At 64.9% G+C, this 23905-nt stretch carries 12 protein-coding genes; 1 reads left to right on the top strand and 11 read right to left on the bottom strand.

Annotated features, from left to right (window positions below; genetic code table 11):
- Positions 1-83: 83 nt before the first annotated feature.
- The 6 genes from BBA01S_RS17960 to BBA01S_RS17985 form a co-directional block, all read right to left on the bottom strand.
- Positions 84-11561 carry an autotransporter-associated beta strand repeat-containing protein gene (locus BBA01S_RS17960; RefSeq protein ID WP_245641516.1) on the bottom strand — a complete coding sequence of 3826 codons (11478 nt, stop codon included), beginning with the start codon at positions 11559-11561 and terminating at the stop codon, positions 84-86.
- A 722-nt stretch (positions 11562-12283) separates the two neighbouring features.
- Positions 12284-13987, bottom strand: coding sequence for a LeoA/HP0731 family dynamin-like GTPase (locus BBA01S_RS17965; protein ID WP_027817669.1), 1704 nt, complete (start codon positions 13985-13987; stop codon positions 12284-12286).
- Positions 13959-15707 carry a P-loop NTPase family protein gene (locus tag BBA01S_RS17970; RefSeq protein WP_218004247.1) on the bottom strand — a complete coding sequence of 583 codons (1749 nt, stop codon included), beginning with the start codon at positions 15705-15707 and terminating at the stop codon, positions 13959-13961. The genes BBA01S_RS17965 and BBA01S_RS17970 overlap by 29 nt, the downstream gene beginning before the upstream one ends.
- Positions 15704-16273: a hypothetical protein gene (locus BBA01S_RS41665; RefSeq protein WP_052391780.1), complete on the bottom strand. Its 570-nt coding sequence runs from the start codon at positions 16271-16273 to the stop codon at positions 15704-15706. Before BBA01S_RS41665 ends, BBA01S_RS17970 begins: the two co-directional genes overlap by 4 nt.
- Positions 16274-16557: 284 nt before the next feature.
- On the bottom strand, positions 16558-17592 hold the full coding sequence (locus BBA01S_RS17980) for a helix-turn-helix transcriptional regulator (RefSeq protein WP_042297465.1): 1035 nt from the start codon (positions 17590-17592) through the stop codon (positions 16558-16560).
- A 56-nt stretch (positions 17593-17648) separates the two neighbouring features.
- A complete protein-coding gene (locus tag BBA01S_RS17985; RefSeq protein WP_027817672.1) occupies positions 17649-18176 on the bottom strand; it encodes an HD domain-containing protein in 528 nt (175 codons plus the stop codon).
- A gap of 298 nt (positions 18177-18474) precedes the next feature.
- Here BBA01S_RS17985 and BBA01S_RS45200 point away from each other — a divergent pair, with 298 nt between their 5' ends.
- Entirely contained in the window at positions 18475-19842 is a 1368-nt protein-coding gene (locus BBA01S_RS45200; RefSeq protein WP_052391781.1) for a DUF726 domain-containing protein, read from the top strand.
- Positions 19843-19879: 37 nt separating this feature from the next.
- On the opposite strand, the gene BBA01S_RS41680 is transcribed toward BBA01S_RS45200, so the two are convergent.
- From BBA01S_RS41680 to BBA01S_RS18020, 5 genes are all read right to left on the bottom strand, one after another.
- Entirely contained in the window at positions 19880-20638 is a 759-nt protein-coding gene (locus tag BBA01S_RS41680; protein ID WP_042297466.1) for a GGDEF domain-containing protein, read from the bottom strand.
- An 8-nt stretch (positions 20639-20646) separates the two neighbouring features.
- Positions 20647-21033, bottom strand: coding sequence for a DUF1987 domain-containing protein (locus BBA01S_RS18005; protein WP_027817673.1), 387 nt, complete (start codon positions 21031-21033; stop codon positions 20647-20649).
- A 14-nt stretch (positions 21034-21047) separates the two neighbouring features.
- Positions 21048-21608: a SiaB family protein kinase gene (locus BBA01S_RS18010; protein WP_027817674.1), complete on the bottom strand. Its 561-nt coding sequence runs from the start codon at positions 21606-21608 to the stop codon at positions 21048-21050.
- A 17-nt stretch (positions 21609-21625) separates the two neighbouring features.
- Complete coding sequence (locus BBA01S_RS18015) at positions 21626-22741, bottom strand: SpoIIE family protein phosphatase (RefSeq protein WP_042297467.1); 1116 nt, start codon at positions 22739-22741, stop codon at positions 21626-21628.
- A 326-nt stretch (positions 22742-23067) separates the two neighbouring features.
- Positions 23068-23901 (bottom strand): sugar phosphate isomerase/epimerase family protein, encoded by an 834-nt coding sequence (locus BBA01S_RS18020; RefSeq protein WP_027817676.1) that lies wholly within the window; start codon positions 23899-23901, stop codon positions 23068-23070.
- Positions 23902-23905: the final 4 nt, after the last annotated feature.

Consider the following 23905-nt stretch of genomic DNA (forward strand, 5'->3'; position numbering starts at 1 on the left):
GCACGCTGGTTGCACATTGAGCGATCAAGCCTGCCGCATCACCCGGATGCCTCCCTGAAGGCCTCCTTGCGCTTCGAATTTAGTTAGAACCGCCAGGCAAGCCGCCCGCCAATCGCATTGTCGTGCGAGCCGCCGCCATACTGGCCGCTATACGCGATGCCGAGCGACAGGTTCTTCGCCAGGTTCGCATCGACGCCCAGCTCGACCACGGCCGTATCGCGCGCGATCGGCACGCCCGCCACCGAGAACGACGAACCGCCATCGACGAAAGCCAGTGTCGAAGCGGGCTGCGTATTGCCGAACGCGTGCCGCCAGCCCGCCATCGCGTGCGCGCCGATGCTCGCGAGCGGCAGCTCGCCCAGACGCGTCGCGATACGCAGGCCCAGGGTCGAATAGCCGATATTGTCGGTATCGCCCTGCGCGTGCAATGCGCTCGATCCGCCGCTTTCCGTGAAGCCGTCGGTATGCAGGTTCACGTAGGCGAGGCCCGCGAACGGCTCCAGCGCGAAGCGCTCGAACGGCACCGCGTAGCCCACTTCGCCGAACACCTGCGCGGCCTTCGCGTCGTAGTTCGCGCTGTCGTGATCGCTATAGCCGGTAAAGGCCGGGTAGCGGTCTTCGCTCACGTCGTTCCAGGTGTAGGACGCGCCCAGGCGCAGGCCGACCGGGCCGTACTGCGCGCCGCCGTAGAGCGCGACGTGATACGTGTCCACCGAAGCCGACGAGTTCAGCCCATTCTCCATCGAGCTATGCGCGAAGCCGCCCGCCGCGCCCACGCGCCAGTGGTCGGACAGCGCCATGTCCGCACCGCCGATCACGCCAGCCGAAGTCCGGTCGAGGCCCGCGGAGTTGTCGTTGCCGGCAAGGCGGCTGTCCGCGCCGTAGCCCTGCGCCCAGACCACGGGCTGATACGGCCGCTGGTCGACGCATGCACCCGACGAACCGCCGCGCGCCGCATCCGACTGCCCAGCCGGCATCGCGCCCTGGCTCATGCGCTGGTCGCACAGCGCCGGGCCGCCGCCGAGCGCGGAAAGCGACCCGCCCGCAGGCGCAAGCCCCTGACGCAGGCGGTCGGTCACCGCGTCGCGCAGATAGCGCGTGTCGAGCAGGAACACCGTCTTCGCATCGGCGATCAACTGGCCGTCGACCATGTTGAAGGCCTGGCGCGCGCTCTCGTCATCACCCGACGTCACTGCCGCGAGCAGCGGCGCGGTCGCGGGCATGCTGCCGATTGCGGTCGCCACGCTCAACTGGTTCGGCGACACCGCCGCCGACGCGAGCGCCGCGCCATTGGGCGCGAAGCTCAGCGTGACGTTGTTCGGGCTGTAGCTGAGCGTCGGCGTGAGGAACGGCAGGTTCGAGGTGACGCCCGTGAACGTGCCGCTCACGCCGTTCGCAGCCGTCACGATCGGATACTGCGTGGACGGCGTATAGACGCCGGGGCTCGCCGTTACCGTGACGGTGCCGCCGCCGATGGACACCGTGCCGCCGGACGACACCTTGCCGCTTTGCTGCGTCGTGGTGGAGACCTGCAACGTCGAGCCCGGATCGAAGGTCACGTTGCCGCCCACGTTGAGGCTTGAACCCGGCGTCGAAGCCGCCGCCGTGCCGCCGTTCTGCACGACCAGGCCGCCGACCGTGCCGGTGCCCGTGAGCGTGCCGCCCGACTGCACGGTGACCGTCGAGTTGGCCGCCGATCCACTCACCGCAAGCGTGCCGCCCGCAATCGTGGTCGGGCCGCTGTAGCTGTTGGTGCCCGAGAGCGTGAGCGTCGTCCCCGCGCCCGCCTTGGTGAGCGAACCCGCGCCCGCGATCGTGCCGCCAAAGCTGCCGCCGCCGTTCACGGTCAGGCCCGAACTGCCGAGGTCGAGCGTCGCCCCCGTCACGCCGTCGAGCGAGCCGAGTGCGACGGACAGCGGCGCGCCGCCTGCCACGCCCAGCGCCAGCGTGCCGCCGTTCATCGTCAGGCCGCCCGTGCCGAGCGCGCCGTTCGAGCCGACCGTGAGCGTGCCCGAGTTCACGGTCGTGCCGCCCGCATAGCTGTTGTCGCCGCTGAGCGTGAGGCCCGCCGCGCCGCTCTTGACGATGCCGCCCGTGCCCGAGACCACGCCGGACAGCACGGTGTCGGCGCTGCCGCCGATGGTTGCGCTCGCATCGAGTTCGATGGCGTTCGCCAGGTTGACGGCCGTTGACGCGTCGAGCGTCGCGGGAGCCGCCACGGTGAGCGTGCCGGTGCCAAGCGCCGCGTCGTTGCCTACGATCAGCGTGCCGCCCGAGAGCGTCGTGCCGCCGCTGAACGTGCTCGCGCCGCTGAGCGTCTGCGTGCCCGCGCCGGCCTTGACGATGCCGCCCGCGCCCGCAATCGTGCCGCCGAAACTGCCGTCCGATCCGCCGCCGAGCGTGAGCGTATTGCCGCTTAGCGCGACACTGCTGCCCGCCACGCCCGAGAGCGAGCCGATCGTCGGCGTGGCGCCGGTCGCTGCGCCGCTCACGTCGAGCGCCGTCCCCGCATTGGCGAGGTTCACGTTGGTCGCCGTGGACAGCGTGCCGTTGCCCGCGAGCGCCAGCGTGCCCGCGTTCACCGTGGCCGCGCCGGTAAAGGTGCTCGCGCCCGTGAGCGTCTGCGTGCCGCTACCCGCCTTGACGATGCCGCCCGTGCCGCCGATGGTGCCGCCGTAGCTGCCGTCCCCCGCATTGCCGAGCGTGAGCGTGTTGCTGCCCAGCGCGACCGTCGTGCCGTCCACGCCGTTGAGCACGCCGATCGTCGGTACGCCCGTCGCCGCGCTCACATCGAGCGCCGCGCCCGCGTTGGCGAGATTGACGTCGCTCGACGAAGACAGCGTGCCGTTGCCCGCCAGCGCCAGCGTGCCCGCGTTCACCGTGGTCGCACCCGTGTAGGTCGCCACGCCGCCGAGCGTGAGCGTGGCCGCGCCGTTCTTGGTCAGCCCGCCCGCGCCCGAGACCGTGCCGTTCAGCGTGAGCGCGTTGGAACCCGCGACGCTCAAGGTATCGCCGAGCGTGACGTCGTTGGCCAGCGTGGTCGCCGCGGTGCTGTCGAGCGTCGCCGCGCCGCTCACCGTGAGCGCGCCGGTGCCGAGCGCCGCGTCGTTGCCCACCGCGAGCGTGCCTGAAGCCAGCGTGGTGCCGCCCGAATACGAGTTCGCGCCGGTGAGCGTTTCGCTGCCGCTACCCTGCAGGACGATGCCGCCCGTGCCTGCAATCGTGCCGCCATACGTGGCGTTGCTGGCATCGCCGAACGCGAGCGTATTGCCGCCCAGGTTGACCGTGCCGCCCGCCACGCCGTTGAGCGCGCCGATGGTCTGGTTCGCACCCGCGCCGCTGATATCGAAGGTCGTGCCCACATTGGCGAGATTCACGCCGCCCGTCGCCGCGAGCGAGCCGCCTGCGCCAATCGCGAGCGTGCCCGCGTTGATGGTCGTGCCGCCCGTGAACGTGTTCACGCCCGTGAGCGTTTCGGTGCCGCCGCCCGCCTTGACGATGCCGCCCGTGCCCGCAAGCGTGCCGCCGAAGGTGGCGTTGCTGCCGTCGCCGAACGTCAGCGTGTTGCCGCCGAGCGCGACCGTGCTGCCGCCCACGCCGCTAAGCGCGCCAATGGTCTGGTTCGCGCCCGAGCCGCTGATGTCGAAGGTCGTGCCGCCGCTGGCCAGGTTCACCGCGCCCGTCGCCGCGAGCGAGCCGCCTGCGCCGAGCGCAAGCGTCCCCGCGTCGATGGTCGTGCCGCCCGTGTAGGTGTTGCTGCCCGTGAGCGTCTCCGTGCCGCTGCCGACCTTCGTGAGGCTGCCGGAGCCGCCGATCGAGCCGGTATACGTGCCGTCGGTCGCGCTGCCGAGCGTCAGATCGTTGCTGCCCAGATTCACGTTCCCGCCGCCGATCAGCGTGCCGAACTGCTGCTGGCCGTTGCCCGCCGACAGATCGAAGGTCGCGCCATCGGCAACATCGACGATGCCGGTCGAGGCCAGGCTCGCGTTCGCGCCCAGCGCCAGCGTGCCCGAGTTGATGAGCGTGCCGCCCGTGTAAGTGTTGGTGCCGTTGAGCGTGAGCGTGGCCGCGCCGTCCTTGGTCAGCCCGCCCGTGCCCGACAGCGCGCCATCGAGCGTGAGGTCGTTGCTGCCGAGCACCGTGAGGCCGCTGTTGAGCACGAAGTCGTTGCCGAGCGTCGTGGCCGTCGTGCTGTCGAGCGTCGCGTCGCCGTTGACCGTCACCGCGCCCGTGCCCAGCGCCGAGTTGTTGCCCACCACGATGCCGCCCGCGTCGATGGTCGTGCCGCCGCTGTAGGTGTTCGCGCCGGTGAGCGTTTCGGTGCCGCTGCCCTGCTTGACGATGCCGCCCGTGCCGCTGATCGTGCCGTCGAAGCTCTGGTTGCCCGCATCGCCGAACGCGAGCGTGTTGCCGCCGAGCGTTACCGTGCTGCCGCCCGTGCCGCTCAACGCGCCGATGGTTTGCGTGCCGCTGGCTCCACTGATGTCGAAGCCCGCACCGCTGCTGGCGAGCGTCACCGCCCCCGTCGAAGCCAGCGAACCGCCCGCGCCAATCGCGAGCGTGCCCGCGTTGACGGTCGTGCCGCCCGTGTAGGTGTTCGCGCCCGTGAGCGTCTGCGTGCCGCTGCCCTGCTTGACGATGCCGCCCGTGCCTTGCAGCACGCCGCCAAACGTCCCATTGTTCGCACTGCCGAGCGAAAGCACATTGCCGCCAAGCGTGACCGTGCTGCCGCTTACACCATTGAGCGCACCGATGGCCGGCGTGCCCGTCGCCGCGCTCACGTCCAGCGTCACGCCTGCGTTGGCGAGATTCACGTCGCTTGACGCGAGCGAACCGTTGCCCGCCAGCGCGAGCGTGCCGTCATCGACGGTCGTGGTGCCCGTGAGCGTGTTCGTGCCCGTCAGCGTTTGCGTACCGCCGCCCGCCTTGACGATGCCGCCCGTGCCCGCAATCGTGCCGCCGAAGGTTTCGTCGCCCGCATCGCCGAACGTCAGCATGTTGCCGCCGAGCGCGACCGTGCTGCCGCCCACGCCGATCAACGCGCCGATAGTCTGCGCCGCGCCTGCATTGCCGATATCGAACACCGTGCCCGCATTCGCGAGATTCACGGCACCCGTTGCCGCCAGCGCACCGCCTGCGCCAATCGCCAGCGTCCCCGCGTTGATCGTTGTACCGCCCGTGAAGGTGTTGACGCCCGTAAGCGTGGCCGTGCCGCCGCCCTGCTTGACGATGCCGCCCGTGCCTTGCAGCACGCCGCCGAAGGTCTCGTCGCCCGCATCGCCGAACGTGAGCGAATTCGCGCCGAGCGTCACCGTGCTGCCGCCCACGCCGCTCAAGCCGCCGATGATCTGCGCTGCGTTCGCGCCGCTGATATCGAAGCCAGCGCCGCTGCTGGCCAGGTTCACCGCCCCCGTTGCCGCCAGCGATCCGCCCGCGCCGAGCGCAAGCGTCCCCGCATCGATGGTCGTGCCGCCCGTGTAGGTGTTCGCGCCCGTGAGCGTTTCCGTGCCGCTGCCGATCTTCGTGAGGCTGCCGCTGCCGCCGATCGCGCCGCTAAACGTGCCGTCGGCCGCACTGCCCAGCGTGAGATTGTTCGCGCCGAGCAGCACCGTGCCGCCGCCGGTCAGCGTGCCGAACTGCTGCAGTCCGTTGCCCGCCGAAAGATCGAAGGTCGCGCCCGTCACGACATCGACGACGCCGCTGGCTGCAAGACTCGCGTTCGCGCCCAGCGCGAGCGTGCCCGAGTTGATCGTGGTGCCGCCTGTGTAGGTGTTGGCGCCGTTGAGCGTGAGCGTGGCCGCGCCGTTCTTGGTGAGGCTGCCCGTGCCCGCGAGCACGCCATTGAGCGTGACGTCGTTGCTGCCCGCCACCGTCAGGCCGCCGTTGAGGATGAAGTCGTTCGCGAGCGCCGTGGCCGTGGAACTGTCCAGCGCCGCCGCGCCGCTCACCGTCACCGCGCCCGTCCCCAGCGCCGCGTTGTTGCCCACCACGAGCGTGCCCGCATTGAGCGTCGTGCCGCCCGTATAGGTGTTGGCGTTGTTGAGCGTGAGCGTGGCCGCGCCGTTCTTCGTCAGGCCGCTCGCGCCGGAGAGCACACCGTTGAGCGTGAGATTGCTGCCGCCTGCCACATTCAAGCCGCTGTTGAGCGTGACGTCGTTGGCGAGCGTAGTGGCCATCGATGCATCGAGTGTCGATGCGCCCGCAACGGTCAGCGCGCCCGTACCCAGCGCCGCATCGTTGCCGACGATCAGGCCGCCCGCGTTGAGCGTCGTGCCGCCACTAAACGTGTTCGCGTTGTTCAGCGTGAGCGTGGCCGCGCCGTTCTTGGTGAGATTGCCCGCGCCGGAGAGCGCGCCGTTCAGCGTCAGGTCGTTGCTGCCCGCTACGCTCAAGCCGCTGTTGAGCACGACGTCGTTGGCCAGCGTCGTCGTCGCCGAACTATCGAGTGTCGATGCGCCCGCAACGGTCAGCGCGCCCGTCCCCAGCGCCGCATCGTTGCCGACGATCAGGCCGCCCGCGTTGAGCGTCGTGCCGCCGCTGAACGTGTTTGCGCCGCTGAGCGTCTGCACGCCCGCGCCGTTCTTGACGATGCCGCCCGTGCCTTGCAGCACGCCGCCAAACGTCGCATTGCCCGCATCGCCGAACGCGAGCGTATTGCCGCCGAGCGCGACCGTACTGCCGCTCACGCCGCTGAGCGCGCCGATCGTCTGCGCCGCGCCTGCATTACCGATATCGAATACCGTGCCCGCATTGGCGAGATTCACGCCGCCTGTCGCTGCAAGCGAGCCGCCTGCGCCAATCGCCAGCGTGCCTGCATTGATCGTTGTGCCGCCTGTGAAGGTGTTCGCGCCAGTAAGCGTCTGGGTGCCGCTGCCCTGCTTGACGATGCCGCCCGAGCCTTGCAGCACGCCGCCGAAGCTTGCGTCACTGCTATCGCCGAACGTGAGCGAATTCGCGCCCAGCGTCACCGTGCTGCCGCCCGTGCCGCTCAACGCGCCGATGGTTTGCGCAGCGCTCGCGCCGCTGATGTCAAAGCCTGTGCCGCTGCCGGCGAGATTCACCGCTCCCGTCGAAGCCAGCGAACCGCCCGCGCCAAGCGCGAGCGTCCCCGCGTTGACGGTCGTGCCGCCCGTAAAGGTGTTCACACCCGTAAGCGTCTGGGTGCCGCTGCCCTGCTTGACGATGCCGCCCGTGCCTTGCAGCACGCCACCAAACGTCGCATCGTTCGCACTGCCGAGCGAAAGCACATTGCCGCCGAGCGCAACCGTGCTGCCGCTCACGCCACTCAGCGCGCCGATGACCGGTGCACCCGTCGCCGCGCTCACGTCGAGCGCCGCGCCTGCGTTGGCGAGATTCACGTCGCTAGTCGCAAGCGAACCGTCGCCCGCCAGCGCGAGCGTGCCTGCATCGACGGTCGTTGTTCCAGTAAGCGTGTTCACGCCGGTCAGCGTTGCCGTGCCGCTGCCTGCCTTGACGATGCTGCCCGTGCCTTGCAGTACGCCACCAAACGTCGCATTGCCCGCATCGCCGAACGTCAGCGTGTTGCCGCCGAGCGCGACCGTGCTGCCGTCCACACCGCTCAACGCGCCGATAGTCTGCGCAGCGCCTGCATTGCCGATATCGAATGCCGCGCCCGCATTGGCGAGATTCACTGCGCCCGTCGCCGCGAGCGCGCCGCCCTCGCCAAGCGCCAGCGTGCCCGCATCGACAGTCGTGCCGCCCGTGAAGGTATTGACACCCGAAAGCGTGGCCGTGCCGCTGCCCTGCTTGACGATGCCCCCCGTGCCCGTGATCGCACCACCGAACGTGGTAGTGCCCGCATCGCCGAAGGTCAGCGCATTCGCGCCCAGCGCCAGCGTGCTGCCTGCCACGCCGGTAAGCGCGCCGATGGTTTGCGCGCCGCTCGCGTTGCCGATATCGAGCGTCGCGCCCGCATTCGCAAGATTCACCGCGCCCGTCGCGGCGAGCGAGCCGCCCGCGCCCAGCGCCAGCGTGCCTGCATCGACGCTCGTGCCGCCCGTGAACGTATTCGCCCCCGTCAGCGTAAGCGTGGCCGCGCCGCTCTTCGTCAGGCTGCCCGCGCCCGAGAGCGGGCCGGACAGCGTGAGCGCATTCGAGCCGAGCACCGTCAAGCCGCTATTGAGCACGATGCCGTTGGCGAGCGTGAGCGCGCTGCTGTTGTCGAGGGAAGCCGGGCCGCCCACCGTCAGCACGCCCGATCCAAGCGCCGCCGCATTGCCGAGCACGAGTCCACCTGCGTCGAGCGTCGCGCCGCCGCTGAACGTGTTCGCACCCGCGAGCGTCTGCGTGCCGCTGCCCTGTTTGACGATGCCGCCCGTGCCCGTGATCGCACCGCTGAACGTTGCATTGCCCGCACCGCCGAACGTCAGCGAATTCGCGCCCAGCGCGAGCGTGCTGCCTGCCACGCCGGTGAGCGCGCCGATGGTCTGCGCAGCACCCGCATTGCCGATATCGAATACCGCGCCCGTGCTGGCGAGATTCACGCCGCCCGTCGCCGCAAGCGAGCCGCCCGCGCCCAGCGCGAGCGTGCCCGCGCTGACGGTCGTGCCGCCCGTATAGGTATTCGCGCCCGTGAGCGTCTGCGTGCCGCTGCCCTGCTTGACGAGCGCGCCCGTCCCGCTAATGACGCCCGCAAATGCGCCATTGACCGCGCTGCCGAGCGTCAGCGCATTGCCGCCCAGCGCAACCGTGCTGCCCGCCACGCCATTGAGCGCGCCGATGGTGGCCGCGCCGGTGGCCGCGCTGATGTCGAAGGCGCTGCCCGCATTGGCGAGCGTGAGGTTCGACGTCGCACCGAGCGTGCCCGAGCCGGAAAGCGCGAGCGTGCCTGCATCGACCGTCGTGGCGCCCGTATAAGTGTTCGCACCACTGAACGTTTGCGTGCCGCTGCCTTGCTTGACGAGGCCGCCACTCCCTCCGATAGCGCCCGCAAACGTCTGGTTGCTGGCGTCGCCGAACGTGAGCGTGTTCGCGCCCAGCGCCACCGTCGTGCCCGCCACGCCCGACAGCGCCCCAATCGTCTGGTTGCTCGACGCGCCAATGTTGAACGATGCCCCCGTGCCGCCCAGCGTCACGCCGCCCGCGCTGGCAAGACTGCCGCCCGCGCCCAGGGCGAGCGTGCCCGCGTTGATGACAGTGCCGCCCGTGTAGGTGTTCGTGCCCGTGAACGTCTGCGTGCCCACGCCCTGCTTGATGAGCGCGCCCGTGCCGCCGACGGTGCCAGCAAAGGTCTGGCTGGTCGCATCGCCGATAGTGAGCGCATTCGCCCCCAGCGAGACGGCGCTGCCCGCCACGCCTGACAGCGCGCCGATCGTCCTGGCCGCGCCCGCATTGGCGATATCGAACACCGTGCCCGCATTGGCGAGATTCACCGCGCCTGTCGCGGCGAGCGAGCCGCCCGCGCCGAGCGCCAGCGTGCCCGCGCTGACCGTCGTGCCGCCCGTATAACTATTCGCACCACTGAGCGTCTGCGTGCCGCTGCCCTGCTTGACGATGCCGCCCGTGCCGCTGATCGCACCCGCGTAGGCCTGGCTGGTCGCGTCGCCGAGCGTGAGCGTATTCGCACCCAACAGCACGCTCGATCCCGCCACGCCCGTCAGTTCGCCGATGGTGCGCGCGCCCGAAGCCGCAGCAATCGAGAAGACCGCGCCACTGCTGGCCACATTGACCGCGCCCGTCGACGCCAGCGCGCCGCTGCCCGACAGCGCGAGCGTGCCCGCGTTGAGCGTCGTGCCGCCGGTGTACGTATTCGCGCCGGAGAGCGTCTGCGTCCCGCTGCCCTGCTTGACGAGCCCGCCCGTGCCGCTCGCCACGCCGCTGAAGGTCTGGTTCGTCGCATCGCCAAAGGTCAGCGTGCGCGCGCCGAGCGTCAGCCCGCCCGCGCCCGACAGCGCACCGACGGTCTGGTTCGCGCTCGCCGCGCTCAGGTCGAAGGCCGCGCCTGAAGCCACGTTCAGGGCGCCGGTCGATGCCAGCTGGCCGCCCGCGCCCAGCGCCAGCGTGCCCGCATTGACCGTCGTGCCGCCCGTATAGGTGTCAATGCCCGTGAGCGTCACCGTGGCCGCGCCGTTCTTGACCAGCGCGCCGGTGCCCGCCACGACGCCCGAGAGCGTCAGCGCATTGCTGCCGCCGAGCGTGAGCGTATTCGCCCCCAGGTTCACCGCGTTGCCGATGGACAGCCCCGCCGTGCTGCTGTCGAGCGTGCCCGCGCCGCCTAGCGTGAGCGCCCCCGTCCCCAGCGCCGCGCCGTTGCCGACGACGATCGACCCGGCATTGAGCGTCGTACCGCCGGTGTAAGTGTTCGCGCCCGTCACCGTGAGCGCGCCCGTCCCCGACTGCGTCAGCGCACCCACGCCGGAAATCACGCCCGACAAGGTAAATGCATTGGAGCCCGAAGCAATCAGGCCGCCCGAGCCCAGCGAAATCGTGTTCGCTATGTTGAGCCCGGCCACGCTGCTTTGCAGCGCGCCGCCCGTCGCCGTGAGCGTGCCGGTGCCCAGTCCCTGTGCGTTGTCGAGAATCGCCGTGGCGGCGGCGCCGAGTGTCGTATCGGCTGCGCTCGACGCCCCGCTCAACGTCCAGCTGCCGCTATCGATGGCCAGGTGGTTGAAATTGATGTAGTTCGCCAGCGAGATCGAACCAGCGGCCGGGCCGCCCACGTCCTGCTGGAGATGCAGGGTATTGTCGCCGCCCGCGCCGCCATCGACGTACCCGGCCTGCGCGAATCCCAGCGACAACCCGGCGATGCCCAGCACGTCCAGCGACGCGCCCGCGCCAGGCGTCACCGACGACCCCGTGCGTGCATAAAACGTATTGGTGCTGCCCGCGCCCATCGACACGCTGCCGATGATGCTGCCGCCATTGGTGAAGGTATTGCCCGCGCCCGCCGTCGAGGAAGCCTGCAAGCCCACGCGGCCCGTGATCGTGCCGCTATTGGTGAAATTGACCTGGCTGCCGCCATACACCGCGACCGAGGTGCGGTCGCCCGGCGCAATCGAGACGCCCGCGATCGAAGCGGAGCCGATGGTGCCGGTATTGGTGATGTTGGTGACGCCGCCCGCGCCGTTCTGCACGGCTAGCGCAAGGCCGGTGAGGCTGGCCACGTTCAGCGTGACCGCGCCCATCGTGCCGTTCATCGTCCCCGAGTTGGTGATGTTGACCGTGCTCGCGGCGCTGTTGCCGATCGTCGTGCCACTGGACAGGATGCTCAGCGCGCCGAGCAGCGACGGATCGACCGTGCCCGCGTTGTTCAGCGTGACGTTGTTGCCGGTGAGCGTGAGCGCCGTGCCGCCCACCCCCAGCAGCACGCCCAGGCTCGATCCCGACGCAATGTTCACCGTCTGGTTGTTGACGCTACTGGTGAAACTCGGCGAAAGGGGATTGGCCGCGCCCGTGCAGGTCACGGTCGATCCGCTCGTCGTACACACAGCGTAGGCATCGCCCGCCGCCATCCCCATCAAGATACCCACCGCGACCACATGTTCCAGCGCATGGATCGCCCCGCGTTGCAGCCGCCTGCCCGTCCCGGTCGATTCGCTCACGGCGTGTTCCCTCGGAATTAGTCGAACCGCTCTCAATAGAAATTTTTAAAATCGTTTTGATGTCGCGCCGCGCGCGCTTTAAAGCCTTTGAATCCGTGAATCGTTTGAATCGGCTGCTGTGAATTGAACGCGTGAGCGCTCCCCGCCCGGTCAGCGAATGACAGGCAAGCTGGACGCCGGAATCGACGCCGGTTCGGACTCAGTGTCCCGATGTCCGTCAGGCATCGCCCGGAACCAGGGCGTGCGCGAGCCCGCGGCGCCAGCGCAGGCGCCGTCCGGATCGAGGCGTGACGGATCGACCGGGATGTCGGTCGGACAAAAAACTAGACGGGAGCTTCGCGGAACTTCATAGGACATGCCTCCTGTAACCCGCCCTGGAAGAACGGGTCAGTACATACAATCAGCTTTCATCCAGAGGATAGGCAACGACCCACTATTTTTTCAAGCTTTAAATCGCGGTTTAAATCAATTTCTGCGAAACGCATGAGATTACGGTAAATCTGGCGTTGCGTTTTGCATGAAAGGTATTAATGACGCGGTTTAAACGGCGCTTTAAAGGCATTTAAACCGGTATATGGAGTGCGCCTGGCGGCGCGTGTGGCGGGGAATGGGAAGGCATGACCGTTGCGCGGGCAACGGTCATGGGGAGGGCGTGGGATGGGAGCGCGTGAACGTGGTAAAGGGGGAGCTACGCCCGTGCGCGTAGCTCCCGCACGAAAGCGCTAGGCAACGGCCTTGAGCTTCTGTCCGATCTGGGCGAACTTCTCGCGGCTCTCACGAATCGACCGGGCGCTCTCCGCCATGGTCGAAACGATACGCTCGAACTCGCGCAGTTGCGGCGCGAAGAAGTCGAGCATCTTGTCGTCGTCGCTCAGGAGATCGTAGATGTCCTTGAACGTGCTCTTGATCACATCGGCGATCTCGCCCTTGACCTTAGTGAGTTCGGCCTCAAGCTCGTGATTCTTGTATGCCTTGTAGATATCGACGCCCAGGGAAAGCGCCCCGCCTGCCGGGCCCGCCCATGTCGCGACCGCGCCAGCCATCTTCGTTGCCTGCCACGGCTTGAACTTGATCGCGATACCCGTGAACTGCCCCAACACATTGCGAGCCGTTACGATCGTGTCCTTGATGACACTCGGGTTCACCTGCGCAATGCCCTTGAGCACGCCACTGGCCGATTGCAGGACGCCTTCGCTCATCGACTCGATAAAGCTCTCGCTCTTGTCGAGCTGGCGCCCGATATCGGCGGAAATACGCTTCGTCACCGCCGACGACTGCTCGAAGAATCGATCGATCGCCCCCTTGATGTTCAAGTTGAGCTTGTAACCGATCCCGTCCGTCGAATAGCCGATCTCGTCTTCCAGATAGCCGCGAATATCTTCCAGCGATAGCGGGCGCAGCTTGCCGATCAATTGCGTCTCCATCGCCATCAGTTCCTTGGCCAGCTCGCCGCCCAGTCGCTTGACATCGACGCGCCCGCGCTCGATATCGCCCTGGATACGCCGCGACTCCTCCTGGTTCTGCTGCGCGTAGATGGCCAGCTCATTGACCTGCGCTTCTGCCACGGCCAGCTTTTGCGCCACGAGATCGCGCACGACATCGAGACCGGTCTTGGCGATCAGGACGGCGGGCACGTTCTTCGTGAGGACGTCGCTCGTTGCCGCCTTGAGCTCGTTGATGCGCGAGCGGCTTTCATAATGCTCCGGCTTGCCGAACCAGAATTCCAGGCCGCGCCCGTTCGGGTTGGCTGCGAGACAGACGATATTCAGTTGCGCCGACTCCTGCGACGAAAGCCCTGCAACACGCTCCAGTTTCTTGCGCAGATTCTCGCGCTTGATCTCGGCCTGCTCAGTGAAGAGCGCGTGTTCGCTCAGGTCGGTCACTTCGTCCATCTTGTTGATGACGAACACCGTCGACGTCAGCTTGTTAAGGTCGCGCAGCACCCATTTCGCGATCTCGCCGTGGCTCTCCTTCAGCGGATTCGTTGCGTCGACAACATAGAGAATCAGGTGCGCTTCTGAAATGTAGCGGCGCGTCAGGTCTTCATACATCACCGTCTGGCCGTCGAGCGTCTTCTCCTTGTCGCCGAAAAGCCCCGGCGTATCGACGATCTCGCACTCGCCGGGCAGGCCTTCCGGCTTGTACACAGCGAGGCGATCGGACGATTCGTCCATGTCGATCTTCATGTCGCTCATGATGCGTCCGAGCCACGCGGCAACGACGCTGGTCTTGCCGTCGGAGAACGCGCCCAGCAGTGCAATGCGCAGGACGTCGCTTTCAATCGACGCCAGCGCCGAACCGATCTTGTCGAGGTCTTGCTGAACGTCCAGCCCCAGCTCACCCAGCTCCGTGAGCAGCCCGCGCAGTTCGTTCAGCTTGCCGATAGCGGCGGCCTTTTCAACGCTGAATTGCTTGAATTGTTCCATGAGGCATCTTTTCGAGTTGATTTTTGATTTTCGACATCGCCGCAATCTGCTGCTCGATGACTGCGATAGGGCGTGCCAGCGTGGCGTAAAGCGCATCCACCTGGGCAAGCACGGAAGCCGTCATCTCGCCCCGTACCGACCGGGTGATCTTCGCCGCCTCCTCAGGCAGCGTGTTCATGACGTCGCGGCGCATGTCCGCGATCTTGTCCTGCACCTGCTGCTGGGCCTTACGGATACGTTTTTCCTTGCCCATAAAGAATCCGGCGACGCTCACGAGCACACCGACGAGCGCACCCACCGCTGCGCCAATCAAGTTGCCGATAACCGGAAAAGCCGAACCGATCATTGCGCCCGTGAGTGCATAAGATGCGACGTTAAACGCCATGCCGCCCCACTCCTTGAGGCTCAGGCTCATATCCATTTCGCCTGCGCGAAATGCGGCGCCGCCGCTGCTCGCCGCCACTTTCATCTTTTGCAGGAACTGCAGGCGCTGCACATCGCTCATCAACCGCCGCATGGCTTCCCCTGCGCGTTGCTCCAGCTCTTTGAGCAAGGCCTGAAGATGGGCCTGGAGGTCGTCGCCGACCGTCGCCTGCAACTCCGTCGAGGCGCGCTTGAGTTGCGCGGAAATGACGTCGTTTTCCCCAAAATTCTCCGCAACGATATCGTTCGCGCGTTCACTGAGGCCATTGAAAAAATCGGCCCAGCGATTCGAAAAGCCGTTACCCAGAAGCCGCTCGAAATTGCTCAGCGAACTTTCGATCAGGTCGCGGCAATCCTTGAAACTGGGCAGGATGTCCGCCATGAAGCGCCGATGGTCTGCGAGCGCCGCCTGCAATTCGTCGATGTTCGCGGCCAGCAGTTGACGCACCTTCATCTTGTTGCTTTCGACGATATCTTCACGGAACGTCAGCAGCTTCGCATCCACCTGCTTCGCAACAGCACCGAGCTGACTGAACTCGAACATCGCCTTATGGGACGCGAAGTGTTTGCGGTAATTGCGCTGCTGGATCACCAGATCCCGGTCGCGCGACGGGTGGATGGTCGTGCGACCAGTGGCAGCATCCACGGCGAGCGCGGAAAAACCCAACAGGCCTTGTACGCAGTTGCCCTGGAGGAGTACGCCTTCGGGCAAGACGGCTTCGAGCACCCCCACCGTCTGCTTGAGTGCGTCGCCTGCCCCGCCGTGAGATTCCAGCGACTCGCGATCCTCGTCGAATTCGTACGCGTCGGCATTACCGCGGACGTTCACCAACGGATAGACCTGCGTGCCCCAACGCAGATACGAACGGATCTTTTCGGCCGTCGCCTTCTCCGGCTTCTTGTTCGTACCGTTGACGTAGACGACGAGGTGCGCAGTCTTGACCGCCTCTTCCACCATCGCCGCGTAACGGCTTTCATCGCCTTCGATACCCGGCACGTCAAGCAGCTGGAACGTCTTGCCCTGATGATTCAGCGCATAGACCGTATTGCCCTTGGTGAAATCCGCTTCGCCCGTTCCAATGATCCGGCCATCCACGCGCGGCGCCGCCAGCCTGCGCTTTTCCAGCGCCGCCGCCGACTCGCCAAGCCCAGGCAACGCCGTATTCAGTAATTGATCGATTGACTCCGTCGCCGCGGCCATGCGCGCAGGCGCTGCCTGCACAGGATCGGTACAGGCGGCTAGAACCGGCTTGACCCGCCCGCGTACCGCCTCGACTTCTTCGGTCACGGTGCTCATAGCAGGCCCCGCAACACGAGCGTCAATGGCACGGCGAGCGTGGCGCCCGCCAATGCACCGACGATCGCCCCCAACCAGACCTTGCGTCGCGTCCGTGCCGACGATTCGGCATTCACCACTTGCGATAGCGCCGCCGCGCTTTGCCTGATGCTGGCAATCTCAGCAGCATGTTCGCGGCACACGGCATTCATGCTCTCGCGCACCTGATCGACCTGCGCCTTGAAGGCCTGCTCGAAGCGCTCGACATCGCAGGATTGCTCTTCAAGCAATTGCTGTCGCGTTTCTTCCTTGAACAGGATACGCAGCGATTCAATGAGCGTGCTCTTGCCGGCGTTGGTTTCACCAAAGAATGCGAGCGTGAATTTGTCCCACTCGGCGTATTGCTGCAGATCGGTCAATTGCTGGTCGAAGCGCGATTGAATCGCGCGCAGCCGCTCCAGCATATTGCCGATTTCCTGCTTGCCTTTCTCGTGATCGACATTCAGTTCCGCGATGTCGGCAATCGTCGCAGCAATGCTTCCGGAAATGTCGGTATAGAGACGATCGAAGTCCTGACCAGGGTGCATGATGTACGTGATGAGTTTGGATGAATGACGCTGAATGGCCGCGCCGACATGGCACTCGTCCTACCGGGAGACGACTCCCTTCAGCTTGCTCGATAACAGCTCGAATAACGTCGCTTCACGTCGACGTAGTTCGTGTGCACCGCAGCGCGGGCAATGCGATTCCCAATTCAGACCCGGGATCAGCACATCGCTACGCGGCGCAAACGTATGCGACCATTTGCACGTGTCGCATTCAAGCGTGAATGGTCGGGGTGCAATTGGCATGACTTGCTCTTTTGGCTGAATCAGTTTTCTGCGTAGAGCGCCGCCAGCGCGCGCGCTTCCTGCGCCAGCTCCGCGCGCAGGCTCGCGGGCTCCAGGACTTCGACATTCGGCCCGAACGAACGCAGCCACCAGCGCAGGCGCTGGCTAAGCAGTACCGTGCCGCGCACCTCCAGGAATTCGCCGCAATGCGTGACTTCCTGATCGTCCGATAGCGCAGACTCGATCAGATGGTCGCCCGCCGAACCCGAGAAGCGCAGCTTCATCGCCACCTCGCCCTCGACCATGAAATCGAACTGGCGCTGCTGCCGCACATAGCTCGCGAGACTGAATTCGCGCGGATAAGCAAACGATTCAGGCAGCATGACCGCGTCGGTCATGCGATCGAGCCGGTACATGGCGGGATTGGGATGCCGCGCCATCGCCGCGACCAGATAAACGAGTCCGCCCACTTCCACGAGTCCCAGGGGGTGCACGATCTTCGGCGCAACATTGTCGGCCCTGGAGCGCGGCCGGTAGACGATCTCAAGCTTTTGCTCGTAGAACAACGCGCGCGAGACGCTCGAAAACAGATCGCCGTTGATCGGTGGATGCTGCAGCGAGAACCCGCCGCTTTCGACTTCGACCTTGTCGGCCCATTTGCGATATTGCCTTTCGTGCTCGCTATTGACCGATTCGAGCCGCCGCGTTGCGACTTCGAAGACATTCGACAACGTCTCCGCGACCAGCGAGGGAATTTGCCGCGACGAAAAGCGCCTGAGCGTATGCAGCGCCAGTGCCTCGTCGTGCGTCATGGCGCCCTTGCCGCCCGAGGCCAGGCCGCTCACCCCGGCGCGCTTGCGCCAGACCAGCGAGGTGCCGCGCTTCTCGAATTCGACGAGTTGATCCTCGAACATCTTTTCCAGGCGGCGCTGCACCGTCTTGACGACCGGCGGATCGATCATGAAAGCAACGAGTTGCCGATGCAGGTCGGGCGTACTGACAAACTCTCCGCCTTTGGACTCATCAGGCAGGATGCGCAGAATTTCGTGATCAAGCACGGTCGACAGGCCTCTCATTTTTATTTCTAGAAATCTTGATTACGGCTTGATCGTTCTATTCTTTAGAACAAAATTTATTTTATTTGAGCCTGTGCCGACCACGCCTGATCGAATATCGCTTCGAGTTGGGGATGTACGCCCCGCAATTGATCTACGACCGCTTTTGACCATGTGAAATATTCACGTTTTCGCTCCAACGACCAGTCGGCGGGCGGACTGTTTGCAATATCGCGCAAATTAGCGATCTTGTCCGCGAGCTTGACAAGTTTGGCCTGCGGGCTGATATGCGCGGCGTGTTCGATTTGCAGGCGCTTGCGCTCGGCCTTGAGCAAACGTTTGTCGTCTGTGACTTCCTGCACGATCTGCGCGACCTCGCGACCGAACTGCGTTTCGATTTCAGCGGCTGTCGTTTGCGTATCTTCGATCGTGTCGTGCAATAGCGCCGCGATCAATACGGCTTCGTCGTCTACGTCGCCTTCGTTTGCTAAAACGTTTGCGAGCGCAATTGGGTGATTAATATAGGGCGAAGCGTGCGCATCTTTGCGCCGCTGGTTACGGTGCTTTTCCGCTGCAAATGCGGCGGCCTGAATCAATGAATTCATCAATATGCTCCTTGAATGAAGCGAATATTCACGCCTCGAAACGGTTCCACACAGGCTTTCAAGAATAAGACAGTGTAGAGACATTTCCTGTCCCGATCGAATCAAGTTTATTTTCCCTCAAGAAACTGCTGGTGCGTGCCGAAAAGAGATGGGGCGCTTCTATATTGAGAACACCGGAAACCCACTCGCTGGCCTGCCGTCGGGACATCGTTTGTCCCGACGGCAGGCCAGAATGAGCGCCGATGTCAACCAGGCATAACCGCCGACTTCCCAATTCCCTAATTGATAAAACCAAAAAATGACCAATCTTTCCGAAACCGGTGCGTGTTCCTGGTGCGGCGTCTCGACTTCGCACAGCCTGCTTGAGCGCAACTATCTGCGCCGCAATGTCTATGTCTGTGGCGGCTGCAAACAGAAGACCGTGCAATGCCGCTACTGCACCCACATGGCCAAAGTCGGCGAACACTGGGACGATGAACTCTGCGCGGAGCACGACGGCTCGATTGCGTCGTTCAAGCGACTCAACATGAAGATCGACGACCTGTCGAAATTCGCAGAGCTCTTCGAACGCGATTCGGTCAATTTGATGCGCGTCGGCAAGATTGCCGCCGGCACGGCTGCCGGCGTGACGGTGTTCGCACCGCTCGCGCTGCTCGCGGCGCCCGCACTTGCCGCGTCGTTGGGAGCGGCTGGCCTGCTGGGTGCTGCGGGCACCGGCACGGCCATCAGCACGCTCAGCGGCGCGGCGCTGACCAGCGCGTCGCTCGCCGCAATCGGCGGCGGCACGATGATGGGCGGGGTCGTGCTCGTCACCGCCGCGGGCGCTGCGATGGGCGCCTATCAGGGCGGCATGATCAGCAACGGCTACTTCGGCGCCATCGATCACTTCGGCATCCGAAAGATCAATCACGGCAAAAAAAGCCGCAAGCACGCAATCGTCTTCGTGAACGGCTTTCTTTCCCAGGCCAATCACGATGTCGAGGACTGGACGAATCACCTCGGCGACTATTTCGACGAAAGCGCCTGGTATCACGCCGACTGGGAGGCCACGAACCTGCGCAAGCTGGGTAATTCGCTCACCAAGGCGCCTGAACTCGCCGGCACCGAGATGCTCAAGGTGCTCGGCAGGAAGGCCACGAAAGCCGCCGGCAAGAAGCTCGGGCCGTTCTCGCTGGTGAACAGTCTTGCCGATGTCATCGGCAATCCCTGGCACAGCACGATGGTCAAGGCAGGCATGACCGGCCTGCTGCTTGCCGATGCGATCGCCCGCACGCCGGGATGGACGTTCACGCTCGCCGGGCATTCACTGGGCGCGCGCGCGATCTACTACGCGCTGGAAGCGCTATCGACGCGCGGATCGAAGGCCCAGGTCGACAACGTCTATCTGCTGGGCGGCGCGGTGGGCGGCGCCGAAAAGGATCACGAGGGCTGGAAAGCGGCGGCTGGCGCCGTGTCGGGCAAGATCTACAACTGCTTCTCGGAGCAGGATCACGTGCTCAAGTATCTCTATGAGTACGCGAACGGCGGCATGAGCCAGGCGATCGGCTACCACGGTATCGACCTGAAACACCGCAAGATCGAGAACCTCGATTGCAGCGACCTCGTCGACGGCCATACGAAGTGGAAAGACGCATTCGGGTCGATCCTCTCGCACGTGAACGACTGACCAGAAGTGCACCTGCGCCCGGCGACGCCACGACGGCTTAACCCTCGTGTGCGTCGCGCGGCACCGACTCGCCGCCGGTAAACTCCACCCGGTTGCGGCCGCTGCGTTTGGCCTTGTAGAGCGCGGCGTCCGCCAGCCCATAAGCCGTATCGAAACTCGTGCCGAGCGGGTTCGCGCTCACGCCGAAACTGCTCGTGATGCGCCGGGTCACCGGTGCGCCGAACACATGGTTCTCGATGCTCGCACGCATGGTTTCGGCCAGCGCCAGCGCCTCGTCCAGCTCGTAGCCGGGCAGCACCACCGTGAACTCCTCGCCGCCCACGCGGCCAATGATGCCCTTGCTGCCCACGATGCGGCGCAGGCAATCGACAATCCCCAGGATCACCGTGTCCCCGGCGGGATGGCCGTAGTCGTCGTTGACCTTCTTGAACTCGTCGATATCGAGCAGCACCATCACCGCGCAATCGGTGCGCAACGCCTTGCTCGCGCGCTCGATCACGGCGCTGCGATTGAACACGTCGGTCAGGGCGTCGTGCGTCGCACGATATTGCAGTTGCTGCGTAAGCGCGTGCATCTCGCGCTCGGCGCGGTCGCTACGGCCGATCAGGCGGCGCGTCTCGCGCATCAGGCGCTCGTAATGGCCGATCAGTTCGCCCAGGGCATGGCGGTAACGCTGTGCGTCCGCGCTGGCGTCGGCACGGATCGCGCGCGCCTTTTCCAGCGCCTCGCTTTCGCTCTGAAACAGGTCTGGCGCGTCACTCGTCGCTGTGTCTGCGGAGGAAGTCGTTACCACCATCGCTATCCTTAGATCGCCACGGGGCAATCGATGAACTTGATCGCCGTGAAGTCGGTTTGCAGTTCTTCGCCGAATTCCTGGATCGTTTCGTCTTCCTCATCGCGATACCAGTTCACCTGCACGCGATTGCCCGCAGAGGCGGCGCGATCGAGGGCGTCGAAAATGCTGAACAGCATCTTCGTGCTCGAACTGTTGAAATAGGTGAGCGTCACGTCCACCGTGATCGCGACGTCGTCGCACTGCGCAAGCCACGCACCGAGGCGTTCGATGACCGGTGCGTAAAAGGCGGCGGCGTTTTCCGGGTAGGACTCGCCACGCAGCGAAAGCGTGTTCTGGTCGAACTGGAAATCGATTTCCGGCGAAGTCGCCGTGGCGGCAATATGTAGGTTTTCCATGGCAGTCGCGGCAATCAGATAATGGTCTTCAGGCAAAACAGCGTGGTCGCGGGGTCGTCTTCGCGAGGATGGAAGGCGAATTCGAGCGGTGCGCTCGCGTCTCGCGCCATCGTCAGAAAGCCCATGCCCGCGCCTTTGCTTTCGGCGGGCGTCTCGGCACGCAGCGAATTCTTGTAGGCCTGCTTGATTTCATCGACCGACATGCTGCGCAGCGGTTCGAGCTTTTCACGCAGTTCGTCTACGGCATGGGTGGCGATCGGGTTCACGCACACCATCAGATGGCGCTCGCCGTCGCTCGTGATGCACATGGCGCCTTCGCGAATGCCGCCTTGCGTCTGGTCAGCGGGCAGCGTTTCGGACGAGTAATGGACGATATTCTGCGAAAGCTCGATAAACGACGAAAACAGCTTGCGGCGCGTCGGCCCATTGACGCCAGCGACTTCGAGCTGAAGCTTCACGACTTCGCTCATTGCCGCAACGATGTTTTGGGAGAAGTAGCCTTTGTGATAAAAAATCAGGTTGCGCCGCTGCGCAAGCTCCAGAAAGGCGCTGTTCTGCTCCAGAAGTTCGGACATAAGTTTGATCAGCAATCTTAAACGCGTGCAAAAAGTAAAGTGACGTCGTCGCGGCGCGATTGTGCGCCTTGCCATTCGGTCAGGGCATCCACGAGGCGCGCGCAAATGGCCGATGGCGTCTGCGCGCGGTTCGCAAGAATCAGGTCGAGCGAGCGGCGCTTGCCAAAGGCAATCTTGCGCGCACCGCCGATCTGGTCGGTCAGCCCGTCCGTCGAAACGAACAGGAGGCTGTCTTCGGGCAGATCCACAGCGTGAAGCGGCCACGCATAGTCGGCCAGGCTGTCCACATAGCCCACGCCCACGCGCTCGCCCGCGATGGTTTCAAACTGTTCGGCATCGGGGCGCAACACGTGCAGTGCCACGCGCGCGCCCGCAAAATGCAGTTGTTGTTTTGCAGCGTCGTACCAGAAGAACGCCGCGTCCAGCCCGTCGTTCGACTGCGGCGCGTCGCCTGCGCCCTTCACCTGGCCCAGCAGTCCCTTGACGTTGCGATTGACGGCCGCCAGCAGCTTCGACGGATCGTGCGGGCCCAGGCGTTCAAGCGCCTGCGAAAGCGACGCCGAAGCCAGCAGCGTCATAAACGCGCCCGGCACGCCATGTCCCGTGCAATCGGCCACCGCGCCGAACCAGCCGTCGGGGAACGCCGCGAAGTGATAGAAGTCGCCGCCCACCACGTCGCGCGGCTCCCAGACCAGCGCCGCATCGGGCAGCATGGTCGAAAGCGTTTCGCGCGAGGCGCGCAGCATGGCCTGCTGGATCACGCTCGCATATTCGATGCTCTGCATGATCTGGCGATTCTTCTCTGCCTGCGTTTCGGCGACTGCGCCCAGCAATTGCAGGCCGTTGCCTACGCCGGAAAAGCGCCCTTCGCGCGTGACGATAAAGCCGTCCACAAGCGCCTTTTCACCGACTTCGACCGTCTTGAACGTGAGCGCCTCGATGCTCATGTCGGCGTCGACAATGAGCGGCTCCTTGTCCATGAACGCGATGCAGCTTTTCTTGTCGTAAAGCTCGCGATGGAACGGCTTGCTCATCTGCGACAGAAAGATATCGCGGTTGATGAGGCCGATGGGACGGTCGCCTTCGATGACGGCGAGACTAATCAGGTCGCGGCGCGAGTAGAACACTTCCATTACGCGCGAATTGGAATCCGAAGCGTCGATGGCCGGCGCAGACTGACACAGATCGCCGGCGCAACGTGGACCTCCGGTCGGGCCGGAACGGTGAAATTGCGCAAGCGCTGGGTGCATGGCGAACTGATTCGTCGGATGAGAAAATCAGCACGCTAAAGACTCTTTATGTCATTTTCGTTACATTCACGCAATGATTCCCGAGCGTGAATTCTTTAATTCTGCCTGGTGTCAAGACGGTTGCGGCGACAACGTTTGCGACGCATCCTTTATTGCAGCCTGCGTGGTAATGCCTGGCAACGCCCGGCAATGCGCGGTAACACAGTCGCCTACTCCAGCTCGCGCCAGAGTGCGTGGATCCAGTCCTTCATGAGCAGCGATTCGGCCCACCGATCGGTCGTATCGTTGCCGTCGCGGCCGATAATCGCATAAGGCTTCGGCCCCAGTTCGCAGGTAAACGCGAGTGTATCGTTTGCGCCCGCGCGGCGGCGCCACGATGCAAAGCCATAACGCCACCAGTCGAGAAACAGGTCGACCCACATGCGATGCGGCTCGAACGATAATTCGATCTGCACCTGTTCGCGGCTCGCCACGCGGCCATGAAACGCCCACGAATGATCGAGAATGCGATGCATCAGCGCGTGGTTTTCATCCGAGACCGGCCACGCGAATTCGCGCGCTACCAGATAGTGTGAAATATCGCCGAGCAGTTTCAGGTTCGGCCGCGCATCGAGCAGATCGAGCGTGAAGAACAGGTCGGTCGTCATGCGGTCGCGGTGCGTTTCGATATACACCGGAATGTCGACCTGCTCCGCCAGCCGTTGCCAGCCGTCCAGCAGGCGCACGCATTCGGCCACGGTGCGCAGACGCACATCGGGTTGAATGTCGATATGGTGCGCGCCGGATTCCACCGCATTTTCCAGTACCGGCTGCAGGTCGTCGATGGTGCGCGGGAAGCACTGGCCTTCCGCATTCAAACCGTATTCGGCGCGCAGTTCGGCGAGATGCCGCACGGCTGCGCGATCCGTGTAGTGTGCGCTCACGCCGTCGAAGCCCGCTTGCGCGATCATGCGCAGGTTTTCGCCGAGCGTGCGCTCGTAGCCGTCGGTATGGCGGCGCTCCATCGCCCAGAGCGATTGAAATACGAGCAGGCGTTGTGCCATTGTG

Origin of the sequence: Paraburkholderia bannensis NBRC 103871, assembly GCF_000685015.1 — a bacterium.
Classification (GTDB): Bacteria; Pseudomonadota; Gammaproteobacteria; order Burkholderiales; family Burkholderiaceae; genus Paraburkholderia; species Paraburkholderia bannensis.

Bases quoted from the DNA above. Each gene is read 5' to 3' on its own strand.
- BBA01S_RS18015 (WP_042297467.1), bottom strand. From the start codon at position 22,741: ATGGAAGTGTTCTACTCGCGCCGCGACCTGATTAGTCTCGCCGTCATC.
- BBA01S_RS45200 (WP_052391781.1), top strand. From the start codon at position 18,475: ATGACCAATCTTTCCGAAACCGGTGCGTGTTCCTGGTGCGGCGTCTCG.
- BBA01S_RS17980 (WP_042297465.1), bottom strand. From the start codon at position 17,592: ATGAGAGGCCTGTCGACCGTGCTTGATCACGAAATTCTGCGCATCCTG.
- BBA01S_RS18010 (WP_027817674.1), bottom strand. From the start codon at position 21,608: ATGTCCGAACTTCTGGAGCAGAACAGCGCCTTTCTGGAGCTTGCGCAG.
- BBA01S_RS18020 (WP_027817676.1), bottom strand. From the start codon at position 23,901: ATGGCACAACGCCTGCTCGTATTTCAATCGCTCTGGGCGATGGAGCGC.
- BBA01S_RS17985 (WP_027817672.1), bottom strand. From the start codon at position 18,176: ATGAATTCATTGATTCAGGCCGCCGCATTTGCAGCGGAAAAGCACCGT.
- BBA01S_RS41680 (WP_042297466.1), bottom strand. From the start codon at position 20,638: ATGGTGGTAACGACTTCCTCCGCAGACACAGCGACGAGTGACGCGCCA.
- BBA01S_RS17970 (WP_218004247.1), bottom strand. From the start codon at position 15,707: ATGAGCACCGTGACCGAAGAAGTCGAGGCGGTACGCGGGCGGGTCAAG.
- BBA01S_RS41665 (WP_052391780.1), bottom strand. From the start codon at position 16,273: ATGCACCCTGGTCAGGACTTCGATCGTCTCTATACCGACATTTCCGGA.
- BBA01S_RS17965 (WP_027817669.1), bottom strand. From the start codon at position 13,987: ATGGAACAATTCAAGCAATTCAGCGTTGAAAAGGCCGCCGCTATCGGC.
- BBA01S_RS18005 (WP_027817673.1), bottom strand. From the start codon at position 21,033: ATGGAAAACCTACATATTGCCGCCACGGCGACTTCGCCGGAAATCGAT.